A 14997-nucleotide genomic window follows, 5' to 3' on the forward strand; every position below is an offset into this window, starting at 1 on the left:
CACCCGGAGGGCCCTGGGCTGGACATCGCAGCCTCAGCCGACGTCGAGCGCGAGCAGGTCGTCCTCGGTCTCGCGCCTGACGATCACCCGGGCCGCACCGTCGGCCACGGCCACCACGGGCGGGCGCAGCACGTGGTTGTAGTTGCTGGCCATCGAGCGGCCGTAGGCACCCGTCGCCGGCACGGCGAGCAGATCTCCGGGCGTGACGTCGGACGGGAGCTCGATGTCGGAGATGACGATGTCGCCGCTCTCGCAGTGCTTGCCGACCACCCGGGCGCGGACGGTCTCGGCCGAGCCAGACCGGTTGGCGAGGCGGGCCGTGTACTCCGCGCCGTAGAGGGCAGGACGGATGTTGTCGCTCATCCCGCCGTCGACCGACACGTAGGTGCGTACGCTGCCGTCGTCGAGGGTGACCGGCTTGACCACACCGACCGTGTAGAGCGTGACGGTGGTCGACCCGACGACCGAACGACCGGGCTCGATCGAGATGCGCGGGACCGTCGTGCCGAGCTCGGCGCACACGGCGCCCACCGCACCGGCGAGGTCGCGGGCGAGGGCTGCCACGTCGATGGGCGTCTCGGAGGGGACGTAGGCGATGCCGTAGCCACCGCCGAGGTCGAGCTCGGGGAGCAGGTATCCCGTCTCGGTCTCGAGGTCGGCGCGCAGCGCGAGCATCTTGCGGGCGTTCGCCTCGAAGGCTGCCGCGTCCTGGATCTGCGACCCGATGTGCGTGTGGGCGCCGAGCAGCTCGAGCTCGGGGTGGTCCAGGACGGCGCGCAGCGCCGCGAGGGCCTGCCCGCCGGTGAGGGAGACGCCGAACTTCTGGTCTTCGTGGGCCGTCGAGATGAACTCGTGGCCACCGGCGTGGATGCCTGTCGTCACGCGCACCATGACGGGCACACGGGTGCTGCTGTCGCGGCCTGCGTCGCGAGCGAGCTCGGCGACGCGGTCGATCTCCGCGAAGGAGTCCACGACGACCCGGCCGACACCGGCCTCGATCGCGCGGGAGATCTCCGCGTCCGACTTGTTGTTGCCGTGCAGGCCGATCTCCGCACCCGGGACCCCGGCACGCAGGGCGACGGCGAGCTCGCCCCCCGTGCAGGTGTCGACCCGGAGACCTTCCTCCCGGGCCCAGCGGGCGACGGCGACCGACAAGAAGGACTTGCCCGCGTAGTAGACGTCGACCTCGGCGCCGACAGCAGCGAAGGCCTCGGTGAAGGAGTCGCGGAACAGGCGGGCCCGGTCACGGAAGTGCTTCTCGTCCATGACGAAGGCCGGCGTCCCGAAGTCTCGGGCGAGGTCGGTCGCCGGGAGACCGGCGAGGACCAGCTCACCCGCGGGGGTGAGGTCGGCGCTCGTCGGCCAGACGTGCTGGTCGAGGGGCGCCGGGACCTGCGGGGCGCCGGTCGCACTCACGTCGGGCGTGCTCACATCCGCTCCGGGGCACTCACGCCGAGCAGTGCGAGGCCGTTGGCGAGGACCTGGCGGGTCGCGTCGTTGAGCCAGAGACGGGTGCGGTGGGTGTCGCCGATCTCCTCGTCGCCGACCGGGGTGACGCGGACGTCCGCGTACCACTTGTGGTATGCCCCGGCGAGAGCCTCGAGGTAGCGGGCCACGCGGTGCGGCTCGCGCAGCTCGGCGGCCTGCGCGATCACGCGCGGGAACTCGGTGAGGGAGCCGAGCAGCGCCGACTCGGTCTCTGCGGTCAGCAGCGACGGGTCGAATGCGTCCTCGCGGCGCACACCGTGGTCGGCCGCGTTGCGGGCGACGTTGGCTGTGCGGGCGTGCGCGTACTGGACGTAGTAGACCGGGTTCTCGTTCGTGGCCTTCGACAGCAGGTCGAGGTCGATGTCGAGGCTCGAGTCCGTCGAGGATCGCACCAGGGAGTAGCGCGCGGCGTCGACACCGACGGCGTCGACGAGGTCCTCGAGGGTCACGACAGTGCCAGCACGCTTGGACATGCGCAGGGGCTGGCCGTCCTTGAGCAGGTTGACCATCTGCCCGATGAGGATCTGCAGGTTGGTGCCCGGCTCGTCGCCGAAGGCTGCGCACACGGCCATCATGCGGCCGACGTACCCGTGGTGGTCCGCGCCCAGCATGATGATGACCTCGTCCGCGCCGCGCTCACGCTTGTCGAGGTAGTAGGCGATGTCACCCGCGATGTACGCGGCCTGGCCGTCCGACTTGATGACCACGCGGTCCTTGTCGTCGCCGAAGTCCGTCGTGCGCAGCCACGTCGCGCCGTCGGCCTCGAACATGTGGCCGGACTCCTTCAGGCGCGCGATCGCGCGGTCGACGGCCCCGGTCTCGTGGAGCGTGTCCTCGTGGAAGTACACGTCGAAGTCGACGCCGAAGCCGTGCAGGGCCGCCTTGATCTCGTCGAACATGCGGTCGACACCGATCGACCTGAAGACCTCCTGGGCCTCGTCGTCGGGGAGGGTCAAGGGGTTCGGCTCGCCTGCTGCGGCGACGTCGGCCAGGACCGCGTCGGCGATGTCCTGGATGTACTGGCCGCCGTAGCCGTCCTCGGGGGCGTCCTCACCCTTGGCGCGGGCGAGCAGCGAGCGCGCGAAGCGGTCGATCTGCGCCCCGTGGTCGTTGAAGTAGTACTCGCGGGTCACCTCGGCGCCGGCGGCCTCGAGGACGCGGGCGAGCGAGTCGCCGACAGCGGCCCAGCGGACACCGCCGATGTGGATGGGCCCTGTCGGGTTGGCGGAGACGAACTCGAGGTTGACCTTCTTGCCGGCCTCGGCGTCGCCGCGGCCGTAGGCGGCACCCTGGTCGATGACCGTGCGGGCGAGCTCGCCCGCTGCGGCTGCGTCGAGGGTGATGTTGAGGAACCCAGGACCGGCGACGTCGACGCTCTTGATGCCCGGCGTCTGGGCGACCCGGACGGCGAGGTCGTCGGCGAGGGCGCGCGGCTGCGTCCCGGCCTTCTTGGCCAGCTGCAGGGCGATGTTGGTGGACCAGTCCCCGTGCTCGCGCTGGCGCGGTCGCTCGACGAGGATCTGCTCGGGCAGAGCAGCGAGGTCGAGGGCCAGGGTGCCGTCGGCGATCTTGGCGGCGAGGGCAGCGCGGAGTGCTTCGGAGAGCTCGTTGGGGGTCACCGCTCGATCTTAGCGAAGTCCCGCAAAGGTCCCACGCACCATCCACAGGCGAGCACCTCCTCCAAGCCACCGACCCGCCCCGTCGACCAGCACGTCCCAGCGAGCTCGCGACTCTGCAGCGAGCTCGTGAGTCTCGAGCAAGTTCGACGCGGAGAACCATCGACCTCGCTCCGAAGTCACGAGCTCGACGGTCGTGCGGCGCGGGCTCCGCCGGATCTCGCACTCGGACTCCTGCCCGGAGAGGACCGGACTCCCGTACTCTCCGATGATGACGCGGTGCAGCCTCGGGCGACGGGGTGGACCAGGCAGGCGATGGAGAGAGTTCGGGGAATGAGCGACAAGTCAGGGTTGATCGACCGCGCCGTCCACCAGCTGCGCTCGCACATCACCTCCGGGGACTGGCCCGTCGGCAGCAAGATCCCGACAGAGCCCGCGCTGACCGAGCTCCTCGGCGTCGGCCGCAACACCGTCCGCGAGGCCGTGCAGTCGCTCGTCCACGCCGGTCTGCTCGTCAGGAGGCAGGGGTCGGGCACCTACGTGCTCTCCGACTCCGAGCTCATGGTCGTCATGGGGCGCGAGATCGCCGGGGCCAACCAGCAGCACGTCCTCGAGATCCGCCGCAGCCTCGAGGTCGAGTCGGCACGGCTCGCAGCCGTCCGCCGCTCCCCCGCCGACCTCGCGGTGCTCCGCGAGCTCAACACGGCCCGCCAGGACGCCTTCGCCTCGGGGGACGTCGACCTCATGGTCTCCTCCGACCTCGCCCTGCACCGTGCCATCGCGGCTGCGGCGGGCAACCCCGTGCTGCTGTCTCTCTACGAGAACCTCATCGACGCGATCGGCGCGAACATCCGCACCAACGTCATCGGGCTCGTGCACACGCAGTCCGAGGACGACCACGACGCCCTGGTCGACGCGATCGAGGCAGGCGACCCGGAGCGTGCGATCGACGAGATCACGTCGTACCTCGCGGTGTACATCGCCGGCGGACCTGCGACCCACGGTCCCGAGACTCGCCAAGCCTCGACCGGAGGAGCACGGTCGCCTCAGCAGCCGAGGTGAAGGAGCGCTCGTCGTGCTGGTAGTGTGCTCCATGCCTGACCGGGCGGTCTGCACAGCGCGACACGTGCGAGACTCCGCCTGATCGTGGTCCCCGCCCTCGTAGCTCAGGGGATAGAGCGTCTGCCTCCGGAGCAGAAGGTCGTAGGTTCGAATCCTATCGAGGGCACCATCGCCGCGGATCGCGGCAGCGGCGTCTCACGTCGTGCAGCACAATCCCGGCCCTGCGGGCTGCGGGCAGCCACCTCACCTCGTCTGGTGAGATCAGGGACAGGGACCAGCCCCCCTGCGACGACGCTCCGCACGTCAGCGCGGTCCGGCCGAACGCGTCATGAAGACGTCGACCTCGTCCTCGGAGTCCACGGTGAATCCGTGCCTCTCGTACAGCCGCCGAGCCGAGCTGCCCTGGAGGACGTTCAGCCTGAACGGGCGCGGGTCCTCCTCGGCGAGGATCTCTCGCAGTACCTGGCTGCCGATCCCTCGCCCGTGCGCGCGCGGTACGAGGTAGAAGTGCTCGAGCCAGCGTGCGTCGTCCTCGACGCGCACGGTGACGCAGCCGATCTCCGTGCCGTCCTCGACGATCACGCGGGTGCTCGTGGGCACGTAGGAGTCACGCATCCGCTGCCGGACACGGTGGGTGTCGTAGCGGCCGAGACGTTCGAGGTCCTCACGCAGCACCTCCGCCCGGAGGTCGACCAGCCACTCGATGTCGTGCTCCGTCGCGGAGCGGAAGGTCGTCGCCACGGCGAGATCCTACCGACCCTCGCGGCTCTCGCGGCTCTCGCGGCTCTCGCGGCTCTCGCGGCTCTCGCGGCTCTCGCGGCTCTCGCGGCTCTCGGCTAGCGTCGCTCTCATGCCGGACGACCTCTCCGACCCCGACCGCCGCCCCGTGCGGCTCTTCGTCGGTCATGCCGAGTCGCCCGTGTGGTTCCCGGACCCGCGAGGGTTCGAGGAGATGCACCTCGACGACAACCTCACCGACGCGCTGCGCGCGTGGGACGCCGAGTGGTACTCCTCGCGGCGCCCCGACGACTTCGAGTGGATCGGCGCGACCCCTGAGATCGAGCACCTGCGCCGTGGTGTCGACCTCGCCTACAGGATCTCCCGCGCGCTCGGCTCCGAGTTCGTCGTCGAGGTCGACCCCGCCGTCGAGCGCTCGAGCCATGACGCGTACAGCGCACCGGAGAAGCTGCGCATCCGCTCCGACGGACCTCCGCTGCAGCCTGCGGCTGCAGCGCAGTTCACCGTGTGGGCGGACCACGAGCGTGCCGAGCGCGAGCGCTTCCAGCGCGCCGTGCCCGAGAGGGAGTCTGGCGAGACATGGTCCGCCTACGCGCCGCTCTCCGGGACGACGTTCCGGCCGGGCAGACCCAAGACGCGCGGACGATGACCGTGCCGGCACCGTCACGACGGGAGCAGAGCGGATCCGTGCCCGAGCGAGCGACGACCGCTCCCCGACGCCCTGTACTCGACCTGCCTCCAGCAGACGAGAGGCGCGTCGTGAAGCACGGCATCCGCACCCGGTGGGTCCCGACGGTCGTGGTGATGCTCGTCCTGGCCGCGGTCCTCACGGTCGTCGCTCTCGGGCGGAGCGTCGGCGGTCCTGACGCGCCGACGCTGCGGGACGGCCCTGGGATGGCCTGCGTCCAGCTCGCGGACGAAGGCGCGTTCCCGACGGTCGAACCTGGCCTCTCGCCGGTCTCGGCCGACGTGCGGCTCGACGGCCGCCTGCTCTGCGTGTGGCCGGACGGGTCGGCGAGCTCCTTCCACTACCTCCAGACAGACGCCACGTCGGTGAGGATGCTCTGGGTGGCCCTCGCCCTCGCAGCCGCCGCAGTCGCCCACGCCGCGATCTGCACCAGCCGCCGGTTCGCCGTCTACGACGCCTGACGCAGGAGCGGAGTGCACCGAGCCCAGCCATGAGGCCCCAGATCCACCCTCTCTGACCTGCTTCGACGCACGGACGCTGCCGCTCGCGCCCTGGACAAGCCCTCCGCCCGTCGTGCAAGATCGACATGGAGACCGTTTTCCGCGGCGATGGTGCCGCACTCGACGAGGAGCCCCCACATGACACGTAGAGCACTCGTGGTGCGCGGGGGGTGGGACGGCCACTCACCGGAGGCCGCGACAGACCTCTTCGTGCCGTTCCTGCAGGCGCAGGGCTTCGTGACCGAGATCGAGACGGACAACGAGGTCTACGCCGACGCCGACCGGATGGCGGGCGTCGACCTCGTGGTGCAGTGCGTGACGATGTCGGAGATCAGCGGACCGGCGCTCGCCGGGCTGCGGTCCGCCGTCGAGGCGGGGACGGGTCTTGCCGGGTGGCACGGCGGGATCGCCGACTCCTACAGGGCGAGCTCTGACTACCTCCAGCTGGTCGGCGGGCAGTTCGCGACCCATCCGGGGCGCCACCCCGACGAGCGGCCTGGCGACGCGAGCGACAACTATCTCCGGCACACCGTGACCATCACGGCCGAGGGACACCAGCACCAGATCACCGCGGGCCTCACAGACTTCGAGCTCGACACCGAGCAGTACTGGGTCCTCCACGACGACCTGATCGACGTGCTGGCGACGACCACGCACCCGGTCCGTCCGTGGCACCCGTGGCACAGGCCGATCATCTCCCCAGCCGTCTGGACGCGGCTGTGGGGCGCGGGGCGCGTCTTCGTGGCCACACCGGGTCACTCCCCCGAGGTCTTGGCCGACCCGAACGTCCGCACCATCGTCGAGAGGGGTCTGCTGTGGGCCAGCCGCACGGAGTCGGAATAGTCGGTCTGGGTGTCATCCTCGATGCCTACCTCGCCACGCTCGCGGAGCACCCTGGGATCCGCATCGCCGCCGTCGCCGACCTGGACGCCTCACGCGCCGAGGCCGTGGCAGCGCGGCTGCGCGACAGCCGGGCGAGCACCGTCGAAGAGCTCCTGACCTCGGACGACGTCGAGACCGTCCTCGACCTGACGACTCCCGGCGCCCACGCGCAGGTCGCCCTGGCCTGTGCACGCAGCGGGAAGAACCACTACGGCGAGAAACCGTTGGCCGCGACCCTCGCTGACTCCCGAGCTGTCGTCGACGCTGCCGCACGGGCGGGGGTGGGTCTGGGCTGCGCCCCGGACACCGTCCTCGGGACAGGGGTGCAGACTGCTCGGGCGGTCGTCGACGCTGGCCTCATAGGACGCCCGACGGCGGCCGTCGCGACATGGGTCTCAGCCGGCCACGAGGCCTGGCACCCCCACCCCGACTTCTACTACCTGCCCGGTGGCGGACCGCTGCTCGACATGGGGCCGTACTACCTCACGAGCCTCGTCCACCTGCTCGGGCCTGTCGTCGCAGTGACGGGATCGGCAGGGCGGCTGCGCGACAGCCGCACGATCGGCTCCGGTCCGCGCGCGGGCGAGGTGATCCCGGTCGAGGTCGCCACGCACGTCGCCGGCACCCTGGAGCACGCAGGCGGCGCGATCTCGACGGTCACCATGAGCTTCGACGCACCTGGCACCCGTGCCCGCCCGATCGAGGTCTACGGGGACGAGGGCAGCGTGTCGGTCCCCGACCCGAACACCTTCGGCGGGGACGTCGAGCTGCTCACCCGGGGTGGCGCCTCGTGGGAGACCGTCGCACCTCGTGCCGGCTTCGTCGACTCCTCCCGCGGGGTCGGGCTGCTCGAGATGGTCGGGGCTGCCGGGCTCGGGGACGCACTGGCGCAGGCCCGCGCCAGCGGGGCTGTCGGCCTGCACGTCATGGAGGTCATGACAGGGCTGCTCGACTCCGCGAGCAGCGGTCGCCGGACCCAGATCTCGAGTGCACCCGCTCGACCCGACCTCGTGCCGCTGACCGCAGCCGCGACGTGGCGGGGCCTCTCCTGACGCAGAGCGCCAGGAGAGATCTCGTCCGTCTCAGGCGACGAGCTCACCCCCTCTCAGGCAGCGGGCCTGTCCGCTGCCTGAGTGACAGGCTCGCCCCCTCTCAGACGAAGGGCACGGCCCGTCTCAGGCGACGGGCTCGTCACGGCCGACTGCGACGGCCGACGACGTCGCCCCTGCTGCCGGTCGACCTGTCGCGGCCCACGACGCCAGCAGGGTCAGCGCGTCCGCCGACGGGCTCGACGGCGCCGCGGTGTAGACGTTCACCTGGAGGCCCGGGTCGGCGGGGAGCACGAGGGCCTCGAAGTCGAGCTCCATCCTGCCGACCACCGGGTGGCAGAACACCTTGGTCCCCGATCGGTGGTACCTCACATCATGGGAGGCCCACAGCCTCCTGAAGTCCTCGCTGCGGGTCGAGAGCTCGCCGACGAGCGCCGTGAGCGACGTGTCGTAGGGGTTGCGGCCTGCCTCGGCCCGGATGATCGCGACAGAGTCGTGAGCGATACGGTCCGCCTTCTCACCCCAGAACGCCCGGGCCGGCGTCGGGTCGAGGAACATGAACCGGGCGGCGTTCACGGGCCCACCGATGGTCTGCTCGGCCGACTCGAACAGCGGCGCGTAGAGCGCACGCCCGAGCACGTTGCAGCCGAGGACGTCGAGCCTGCCGTTGCGCACGAAGGCCGGCACGTCCGGCATCGCGTCGAGGATCCGCTGGACGGCAGGGCGCAAGACCGGGGCTGGTGCGCGGCGTGCCCGCGAGCGCGCCGCGCCCGAGGCGTTCGCGGCACGTGCCAGGTCGAAGAGGTGGCCGCGCTCCGCCTCGTCCAGCTGGAGGGCCTCGGCGAGTGACTCGAGCACCTCCTCGGAGACCCCGCCGAGGTTCCCGCGCTCGAGCCGGGTGTAGTAGTCGACGCTCACCCCGGCGAGCATCGACACCTCTTCGCGCCGCAGACCGGGCACCCGGCGGTGACCGCCGTAGGCAGGCAGACCGGCGCGCTCGGGGGTGATCCGCGCGCGGCGCGTCGAGAGGAACTCGCGGGTCTCGGTCTTCAGGTCCATCCTCCGACCGTACGACCTCGTGCCGGCCCGCGGGAGGTACCAGCTGTACCCGCCACGCTCATCACACTCTCGCGCCGAGCCGCCTGCAGGCCACGTCGGCACGAAGGTCTTGAGGTACGCCGCGGGCGTGTGCGAGCGTGCATCACCGCTCGGCAGGGGACGACAACCTCCGAGACGCGCTCGCCTCGTCGTGTGGTGCCGGGGGGCTCGGTGACAGGTTGTCAGGCGCCAGGCGCTCCGGCGTGATGAACGCGTCGGTTCAAGAGAACGCCGTCTGAGTCCAGAGATGCGTGACGGCGTAGGCCCGCCACGGTGCCCAGTCCTCGCTGAGCCGTGCAGCCGCTGTCCCGGTCCGGACCCCGAGGGCCTTCTTGAGCACGAGGTCGTCCGCCGGGTAGGCATCACGATCACCGAAGAGGCGCAGCGCCACGTAGTCGGCTGTCCACGGTCCGATACCCCGCACGGCGAGCAGTGCAGCGCGGGCGGCATGCGGGTCGTCGTCCATACCTAGGAGGAGGTCGCCCGAGGCGACGGCATGAGCGAGGGCTGACACGGTCGCTGCCCGGGCTCCGGTGAGCCCGACGATGCTGCGCAGGGTGTCGACATCGACCGCTGCGACAGCCTCGGCTGTCGGGAAGGACCGGAATCCTGCTGGGGCGTCTCCCCCGAGCGCCGCGACCAGCCGCCCACCGAAGGTCCTGGCTGCACCGAGCGACACCTGCTGCCCGATCACGGTCATCGCGGCGGTCTCGAACCCGTCGACCGAGCCCAGGATCCTCAGCCCCGGGCGCGCAGCGACAAGAGGTGCGAGCGTCCCAGACTGCGCGAGGTGCGCGTCGATCCCCTCGACCTCGCGGTCGAGGTCGAGCCAGCGCCGGACTGTCGCGACGAGCCCGGCGTCGACCGGGGCGTCACCGTCGTGGTCCACAGCGCTCAGTCGGACCGATCCCGGCTCGTCCCACGCGACCGTGACGACGAGCTCTCCCCCGCGAACGCTGCGCGAGTGCCGAGCAGCGAGCAGGTCACAGGTCTCGATGCCAGGAATCGCGTGGGCGGCGACGGTCCGCATCAGCGGCTCGAGGGTGATCGGGACCGTGTGCTCGAGTCGGACTGCCAGACCGTTGCTCATGACGCCGCCTCGAGCTCGAGCAGCCACCGCTTGGCGGCAGGCCCGCCGGCATACTGCCCGGTGGTGCCGTCCGAGCGCACCACCCGGTGGCACGGCACGACGAGCGGCAGAGGATTCTTCGCACAGGCTGTGCCCACCGCGCGGACCGCACGGGGGCTACCCGCGAGTGCGGCCACCTCGGTGTAGGTCGCGGTGCGCCCATAGGGAATCTCGGGGAGGTGCCGGACCACCTCTCGGCGGAAACCCGTCGTGAGGGTCAGGTCCAGAGGCAGGTCAAAGCTGCGCCGGCTGCCGGTCAGGTACTCCTCGACCTCGAAGGCCAGCCTGTCGAGCCGGGCCGGCGCACGCAGGACCCGAGGGCTCACCTTGCGGGCCAGCGTGTCGAGCACCTGGTCGAAGCCCTCGACCGCGAAGGCCAGGCGGAGGACGCCGACCTCGGTCGCTGCCAGGAGCATCTCGCCGACAGGTGTGTCGACGGTGCGGTAGGCGACGTCGAGCAGCCCGCGCTCTTGGGCGACGAGCGCCAGCCGTGCCCGCAGCACCGACTCGACGACACTGTCCGCGTCGGTGTCCAGACCGGCGAGCTCGTCCCAGCCCAGTGCGGTCTGCTCCTTCTGCTGATTCTGCTCAGAGTCGTGCACCGTACACCTCCTCGTCTGTGGTCACAGGTCCAGCGAGTGCCGCGCGGAGCGCTCGCACCCCGTCGGCGGCAGCCCGACGCGCGGCTGCCTCGGTCCCGCCGAGCACGGCGGCGACCTCGGCGTAGGGCAGGCCACCCAGGTGGTGGAAGGCGACGCACTCCCGCTGGCGGGTGGGCAGCGTCGCGAGCGCGGCGTACAGGTCGAGCCGTTCGGCCGAACCGAGCCCGGCGGTCTCCGGACGCTCAGGAACCGTCTCGACCGGGAGGGCGCGCCGAGCCCTGGCGCGGAGGTGGTCGATCCCCTTGCGACGGGCGATGGTCACCAGCCACGCCTCGACGTTGGCGTCGTGAGGAAGCTCCGGGTAGGCGCGCATCGCCGAGACGAAGGTCTCGGCCCACACGTCGTCTGCGTCGTCAGGGCCGACAAGCGCCCGGCACACCCGCAGGACAGCGCCGCCGTGCGCCGTGACGACGTGGTCGAAGGCCCGCTGCATCAGAAGAGCACCTCGGCGAGGCGGCGCGGGTCTTCGATCGCGAGGAGCTGCTCCTTGCGGGCGATCCCACCCGCGTACCCGGTGAGGGTCCCGTCAGAGCCGACCACGCGGTGGCACGGCACGATGATCGAGAGGGGGTTGCGCCCGTTCGCGGCTCCCACCGCCCTCACCAGCCGGGCATCACCCAGGGCCAGCGCGAGGTCGAGATAGCTGCGGGTGGAGCCGTAGGGGATCTCGGTCAGCTGGGCCCAGACCCTGTGCTGGAAGACGGTCCCGACAGCGGCCGTCGGCACCGTGAACTCGCGACGCCCGCCCGCGAAGTACTCGGCGAGCTCGCTCTCGAGCTGCCCGGCACCGTCGTCCGAGGGCTCGCCGAAAGAGTCGGGGAGGTGAGCCGCCCCCGCCATGAACAGACGGCTGAGCACTCCGTCAGTGCTCACGGCCGTCAACGGACCGACGGGCGACTCGATCACCCGGAACGTCCTCATACGATCCCCCTCCCTTCCTGAAGCTGGTCCTGCTCGCCAGGCCCGCGTCGATCCGCGTCGACGGCCGCCGTAGACAGATGCAGACAGCTGCGCACATCTGACGCCGCACCGGGTGCGGACGCCGGACCATCATCCCAGTCACCCTGCAGACGTCGGCCAGAGCCGGTTCGTGAGGTCCGAGACCTGTCAGATCTCGGAGAGCGTCATCCGTACCAGCTCCCGCACCCGCTCTGGACAAAACATGGGACCTTTGACGCATGTGAGGGCGGACACACCCGCATAGCGTTGAAGACATCACATCCCCCGCACGACATCCCGATCGAAGGACCCGATGACCCTCACCGACGCACCGACCACAGTCGCCGCCGAGATCGACGCTCTCGTCGTCGCAGGCAACGCTGCGCTCGCCGAGTACGCGAGCTTCACACAGGAGCAGATCGACCACATCGTCAAGAAGGCCTCGGTCGCAGCCCTCAACCAGCACGGCGAGCTCGCCGTGCACGCCGTGCGCGAGACCGGCCGCGGAGTCTTCGAGGACAAGGCCGTGAAGAACATCTTCGCGTGCGAGCACGTCACGAACTCGATGCAGAACCTCAAGACCGTGGGCGTCATCAGCCGCGACGAGCTCACCGGCATCACCGAGATCGCAGAGCCTGTGGGCGTCATCTGCGGTGTCACCCCGGTGACGAACCCGACCTCGACCGCGATCTTCAAGTCGCTCATCGCGCTCAAGACCCGCAACCCCATCATCTTCGGCTTCCACCCCTCGGCCCAGCAGTCCTCGGTCGCCGCCGCCCGCGTCGTCCGTGACGCCGCCGTCGCCGCCGGCGCACCCGCCGACTGCATCCAGTGGGTCGAGCACCCCTCGCTCGAGGCCACCAACCTGCTCATGAACCACCCGGGGGTCGCACTGATCCTCGCGACCGGCGGCAACGCGATGGTCCGTGCGGCCTACTCCTGCGGCAAGCCCGCCCTGGGCGTCGGCGCCGGCAACGTCCCGGCCTTCATCGAGCGCAGCGCCAAGCTCAAGCGCGCCGTGAACGACGTGGTCCTGTCCAAGGCCTTCGACAACGGCATGATCTGCGCCTCCGAGCAGGCCGTCATCCTCGACGCCCCGATCTACGACGAGGCCATGTCCGAGTTCGCGGTCCTGCACGCCTACCGCGTGAACGCCGCCGAGAAGGCGATGCTCGAAGAGCTCATCTTCGGGGTCCAGGCCAACGGCACCAACTGCGGCGAGGCCAAGCTCAACCCGACAGTGGTCGGCCAGAGCCCCGAGTGGATCGCCGAGAAGGCGGGCTTCTCGGTCCCCGAGGGCACGTCGATCATCCTCGCGGAGGTCTCCGAGGTCGGCCCCAACGAGCCCCTCACCCGCGAGAAGCTCTGCCCCGTGCTCGCCGTGCTGCGCGCCGACGGCGCCGAGGAGGGCATCCGCCTCTCGGAGCAGATGGTGGAGTTCGACGGTCTCGGCCACTCGGGCTCGATCCACTCCGAGGACCAGGCGATCATCGAAGAGTTCGGCTCACGCGTGAAGGCCGTCCGCATCATCACCAACGCGCCCAGCTCCCTCGGTGGCATCGGCGACATCTACAACGCCTTCATCCCCTCGCTCACCCTCGGCTGCGGCTCCTACGGCCACAACTCGGTCTCCAACAACGTGTCGGCGATCAACCTCGTCAACGTCAAGCGCATCGGCCGGAGGAACAACAACTTGCAGTGGTTCAAGGTCCCCGCCAAGACGTACTTCGAGCCGAACGCGATCCGCTACCTCGCCGACATGCGCGGCATCAGCCGGGTCACGATCGTCACCGACTCGACGATGACCCGACTCGGCTTCGTCGACAAGATCCTCGACGTCCTCAACCGCCGCGGCGACCGCGTCGCGCTGCAGATCATCGACGACATCCTCCCCGAGCCGACGGTCGACTCCGTGACGGCCGGCGCCGAGCTCATGCGGGCCTTCAACCCCGACACGATCATCGCCCTCGGCGGCGGTTCGCCGATGGACGCCGCGAAGGTCATGTGGCTGCTGTACGAGCACCCCGAGATCGAGTTCGCGGACATGAAGGAGAAGTTCTTCGACGTCCGCAAGCGTGCCTTCAAGTTCCCCGACCTCGGCGAGAAGGCCAGCCTGGTCTGCATCCCGACCACGTCGGGAACCGGCTCCGAGATGACGCCCTTCGCGGTCATCACCGACCCGGTCTCGGGCAAGAAGTACCCGCTCGCCGACTACGCGCTCACTCCGACCGTCGCGATCGTCGACCCGGCACTGACCGCGATGATGCCCGGCTTCCTCGCCGCAGACTCCGGCTTCGACGCCCTGACCCACGCGACCGAGGCCTTCGTCTCCGTCTACGCCAACGACTTCACCGACGGCCTGTGCCTGCACGCCATCAAGCTGATCTTCGAGAACATCGAGGCCTCGGTCAACGGCGCTCCCGGCAGCACCGAGCAGACCGTCGTCAAGGCCCGCGAGAAGATGCACAACGCCGCGACGATCGCCGGCATGGCCTTCGGCAACGCGTTCCTCGGGATCGTGCACGCGATGGCGCACGTCACGGGGTCGGCCTTCCACCTGATCCACGGCCGCACCAACGCGACGTACCTGCCGCACGTGATCCGCTACAACGGCACCGTGCCCACGAAGCTCACGAGCTGGCCCAAGTACGAGCACTACGTGGCACCCGAGCGCTTCCAGGAGATCGCCAAGCACCTTGGTCTCCCCGCGTCGACGCCGGCCGAGGGCGTCGAGTCCTACGCCAAGGCCGTCGAGGCGCTGCGTGACAAGGTCGGCATCGCCCCGTCCTTCCAGGCACAGGGCGTCGCCGAGGAGAACTTCATCGGGAGCCTCGACTCGCTCGCCATGGCTGCCTACGAGGACCAGTGCGCCCCGGCCAACCCCCGCATGCCGATGCTCGAGGACATGAAGACCATCATGGAGGCCGCGTACTACGGCACCTCCTTCGAGGCGGTCCGTGCGAGCCGTCGCGCCGCGGTCGAGACCGTCCCCGCGGTCTCGGCCACCCCTGAGGAGGCAACCCCCGTCGACGCAGCTGCAGTCGAGATCCCTGAGGACCTCGCACCTGAGGCACCGAAGAAGGGCCGCCGCCGCTGAGACGCGCTGACCGCTAGTACCGCCGCAGACGGCCGACGCCCCGCTCCTC

At 70.3% G+C, this 14997-nt stretch carries 14 protein-coding genes and 1 tRNA gene; 7 read left to right on the top strand and 8 right to left on the bottom strand.

All coding sequences use genetic code 11. From position 1 onward, the window contains the following. Positions 1–33: 33 nt before the first annotated feature. A complete protein-coding gene (lysA, locus tag HZZ10_RS10130) occupies positions 34–1416 on the bottom strand; it encodes a diaminopimelate decarboxylase (RefSeq protein WP_179913421.1) in 1383 nt (460 codons plus the stop codon). 11 nt (positions 1417–1427) lie between these two features. Then, the gene (gene argS / locus HZZ10_RS10135) at positions 1428–3107 is read right to left on the bottom strand and encodes an arginine--tRNA ligase (protein WP_056136925.1); all 1680 of its coding nucleotides are present in this window, start codon (positions 3105–3107) and stop codon (positions 1428–1430) included. A gap of 330 nt (positions 3108–3437) precedes the next feature. Here argS and HZZ10_RS10140 point away from each other — a divergent pair, with 330 nt between their 5' ends. Continuing rightward, positions 3438–4166: a FadR/GntR family transcriptional regulator gene (locus HZZ10_RS10140; protein WP_056136923.1), complete on the top strand. Its 729-nt coding sequence runs from the start codon at positions 3438–3440 to the stop codon at positions 4164–4166. A gap of 93 nt (positions 4167–4259) precedes the next feature. Then, positions 4260–4335 (top strand) — tRNA-Arg (locus HZZ10_RS10145). Positions 4336–4469: 134 nt separating this feature from the next. Here the strand turns inward: HZZ10_RS10145 and HZZ10_RS10150 are convergent. Further along, the gene (locus HZZ10_RS10150) at positions 4470–4907 is read right to left on the bottom strand and encodes a GNAT family N-acetyltransferase (RefSeq protein WP_179913411.1); all 438 of its coding nucleotides are present in this window, start codon (positions 4905–4907) and stop codon (positions 4470–4472) included. A gap of 109 nt (positions 4908–5016) precedes the next feature. Between HZZ10_RS10150 and HZZ10_RS10155 the strand changes: the two genes are divergently transcribed. From HZZ10_RS10155 to HZZ10_RS10170, 4 genes are all read left to right on the top strand, one after another. Next, a complete protein-coding gene (locus tag HZZ10_RS10155) occupies positions 5017–5553 on the top strand; it encodes a hypothetical protein (protein ID WP_179913412.1) in 537 nt (178 codons plus the stop codon). 110 nt (positions 5554–5663) lie between these two features. Continuing rightward, positions 5664–6053, top strand: coding sequence for a hypothetical protein (locus HZZ10_RS10160; protein WP_179913413.1), 390 nt, complete (start codon positions 5664–5666; stop codon positions 6051–6053). A 177-nt stretch (positions 6054–6230) separates the two neighbouring features. Continuing rightward, positions 6231–6935: a ThuA domain-containing protein gene (locus tag HZZ10_RS10165; RefSeq protein ID WP_179913414.1), complete on the top strand. Its 705-nt coding sequence runs from the start codon at positions 6231–6233 to the stop codon at positions 6933–6935. Continuing rightward, a complete protein-coding gene (locus HZZ10_RS10170; RefSeq protein WP_179913415.1) occupies positions 6908–8026 on the top strand; it encodes a Gfo/Idh/MocA family protein in 1119 nt (372 codons plus the stop codon). Before HZZ10_RS10165 ends, HZZ10_RS10170 begins: the two co-directional genes overlap by 28 nt. A gap of 123 nt (positions 8027–8149) precedes the next feature. Here HZZ10_RS10170 and HZZ10_RS10175 read toward each other — a convergent pair whose 3' ends face one another. The 5 genes from HZZ10_RS10175 to HZZ10_RS10195 all read right to left on the bottom strand — a co-directional run bounded on the left by HZZ10_RS10175 (position 8150) and on the right by HZZ10_RS10195 (position 11833). Continuing rightward, positions 8150–9082 carry a helix-turn-helix transcriptional regulator gene (locus HZZ10_RS10175; protein ID WP_179913416.1) on the bottom strand — a complete coding sequence of 311 codons (933 nt, stop codon included), beginning with the start codon at positions 9080–9082 and terminating at the stop codon, positions 8150–8152. 259 nt (positions 9083–9341) lie between these two features. Next, positions 9342–10211 carry a DNA-3-methyladenine glycosylase family protein gene (locus tag HZZ10_RS10180; RefSeq protein WP_179913417.1) on the bottom strand — a complete coding sequence of 290 codons (870 nt, stop codon included), beginning with the start codon at positions 10209–10211 and terminating at the stop codon, positions 9342–9344. Continuing rightward, positions 10208–10810, bottom strand: coding sequence for a methylated-DNA--[protein]-cysteine S-methyltransferase (locus HZZ10_RS10185; protein ID WP_056137171.1), 603 nt, complete (start codon positions 10808–10810; stop codon positions 10208–10210). Before HZZ10_RS10185 ends, HZZ10_RS10180 begins: the two co-directional genes overlap by 4 nt. Before the next feature lie 28 nt (positions 10811–10838). Beyond that, positions 10839–11345, bottom strand: coding sequence for an RNA polymerase sigma factor (locus HZZ10_RS10190; RefSeq protein WP_179913418.1), 507 nt, complete (start codon positions 11343–11345; stop codon positions 10839–10841). Then, positions 11345–11833 carry a methylated-DNA--[protein]-cysteine S-methyltransferase gene (locus tag HZZ10_RS10195; protein ID WP_179913419.1) on the bottom strand — a complete coding sequence of 163 codons (489 nt, stop codon included), beginning with the start codon at positions 11831–11833 and terminating at the stop codon, positions 11345–11347. The genes HZZ10_RS10190 and HZZ10_RS10195 overlap by 1 nt, the downstream gene beginning before the upstream one ends. A 331-nt stretch (positions 11834–12164) precedes the next feature. On the opposite strand from HZZ10_RS10195, the gene adhE reads away from it, so the two are divergent. Then, positions 12165–14948, top strand: a complete 2784-nt coding sequence (adhE, locus tag HZZ10_RS10200) for a bifunctional acetaldehyde-CoA/alcohol dehydrogenase (protein ID WP_228087378.1) — start codon at positions 12165–12167, stop codon at positions 14946–14948. Positions 14949–14997 lie beyond the last annotated feature (49 nt).

The sequence above is a fragment of the Sanguibacter inulinus genome (assembly GCF_013415325.1).
Taxonomy (GTDB): domain Bacteria; phylum Actinomycetota; class Actinomycetes; order Actinomycetales; family Cellulomonadaceae; genus Sanguibacter; species Sanguibacter inulinus.

Coding starts and splice junctions, on each gene's coding strand:
- HZZ10_RS10140 (WP_056136923.1), top strand. CDS start 3,438: ATGAGCGACAAGTCAGGGTTGATCGACCGCGCCGTCCACCAGCTGCGC.
- HZZ10_RS10155 (WP_179913412.1), top strand. CDS start 5,017: ATGCCGGACGACCTCTCCGACCCCGACCGCCGCCCCGTGCGGCTCTTC.
- HZZ10_RS10165 (WP_179913414.1), top strand. CDS start 6,231: ATGACACGTAGAGCACTCGTGGTGCGCGGGGGGTGGGACGGCCACTCA.
- HZZ10_RS10175 (WP_179913416.1), bottom strand. CDS start 9,082: ATGGACCTGAAGACCGAGACCCGCGAGTTCCTCTCGACGCGCCGCGCG.
- HZZ10_RS10180 (WP_179913417.1), bottom strand. CDS start 10,211: ATGAGCAACGGTCTGGCAGTCCGACTCGAGCACACGGTCCCGATCACC.
- HZZ10_RS10190 (WP_179913418.1), bottom strand. CDS start 11,345: ATGCAGCGGGCCTTCGACCACGTCGTCACGGCGCACGGCGGCGCTGTC.
- HZZ10_RS10195 (WP_179913419.1), bottom strand. CDS start 11,833: ATGAGGACGTTCCGGGTGATCGAGTCGCCCGTCGGTCCGTTGACGGCC.
- adhE (WP_228087378.1), top strand. CDS start 12,165: ATGACCCTCACCGACGCACCGACCACAGTCGCCGCCGAGATCGACGCT.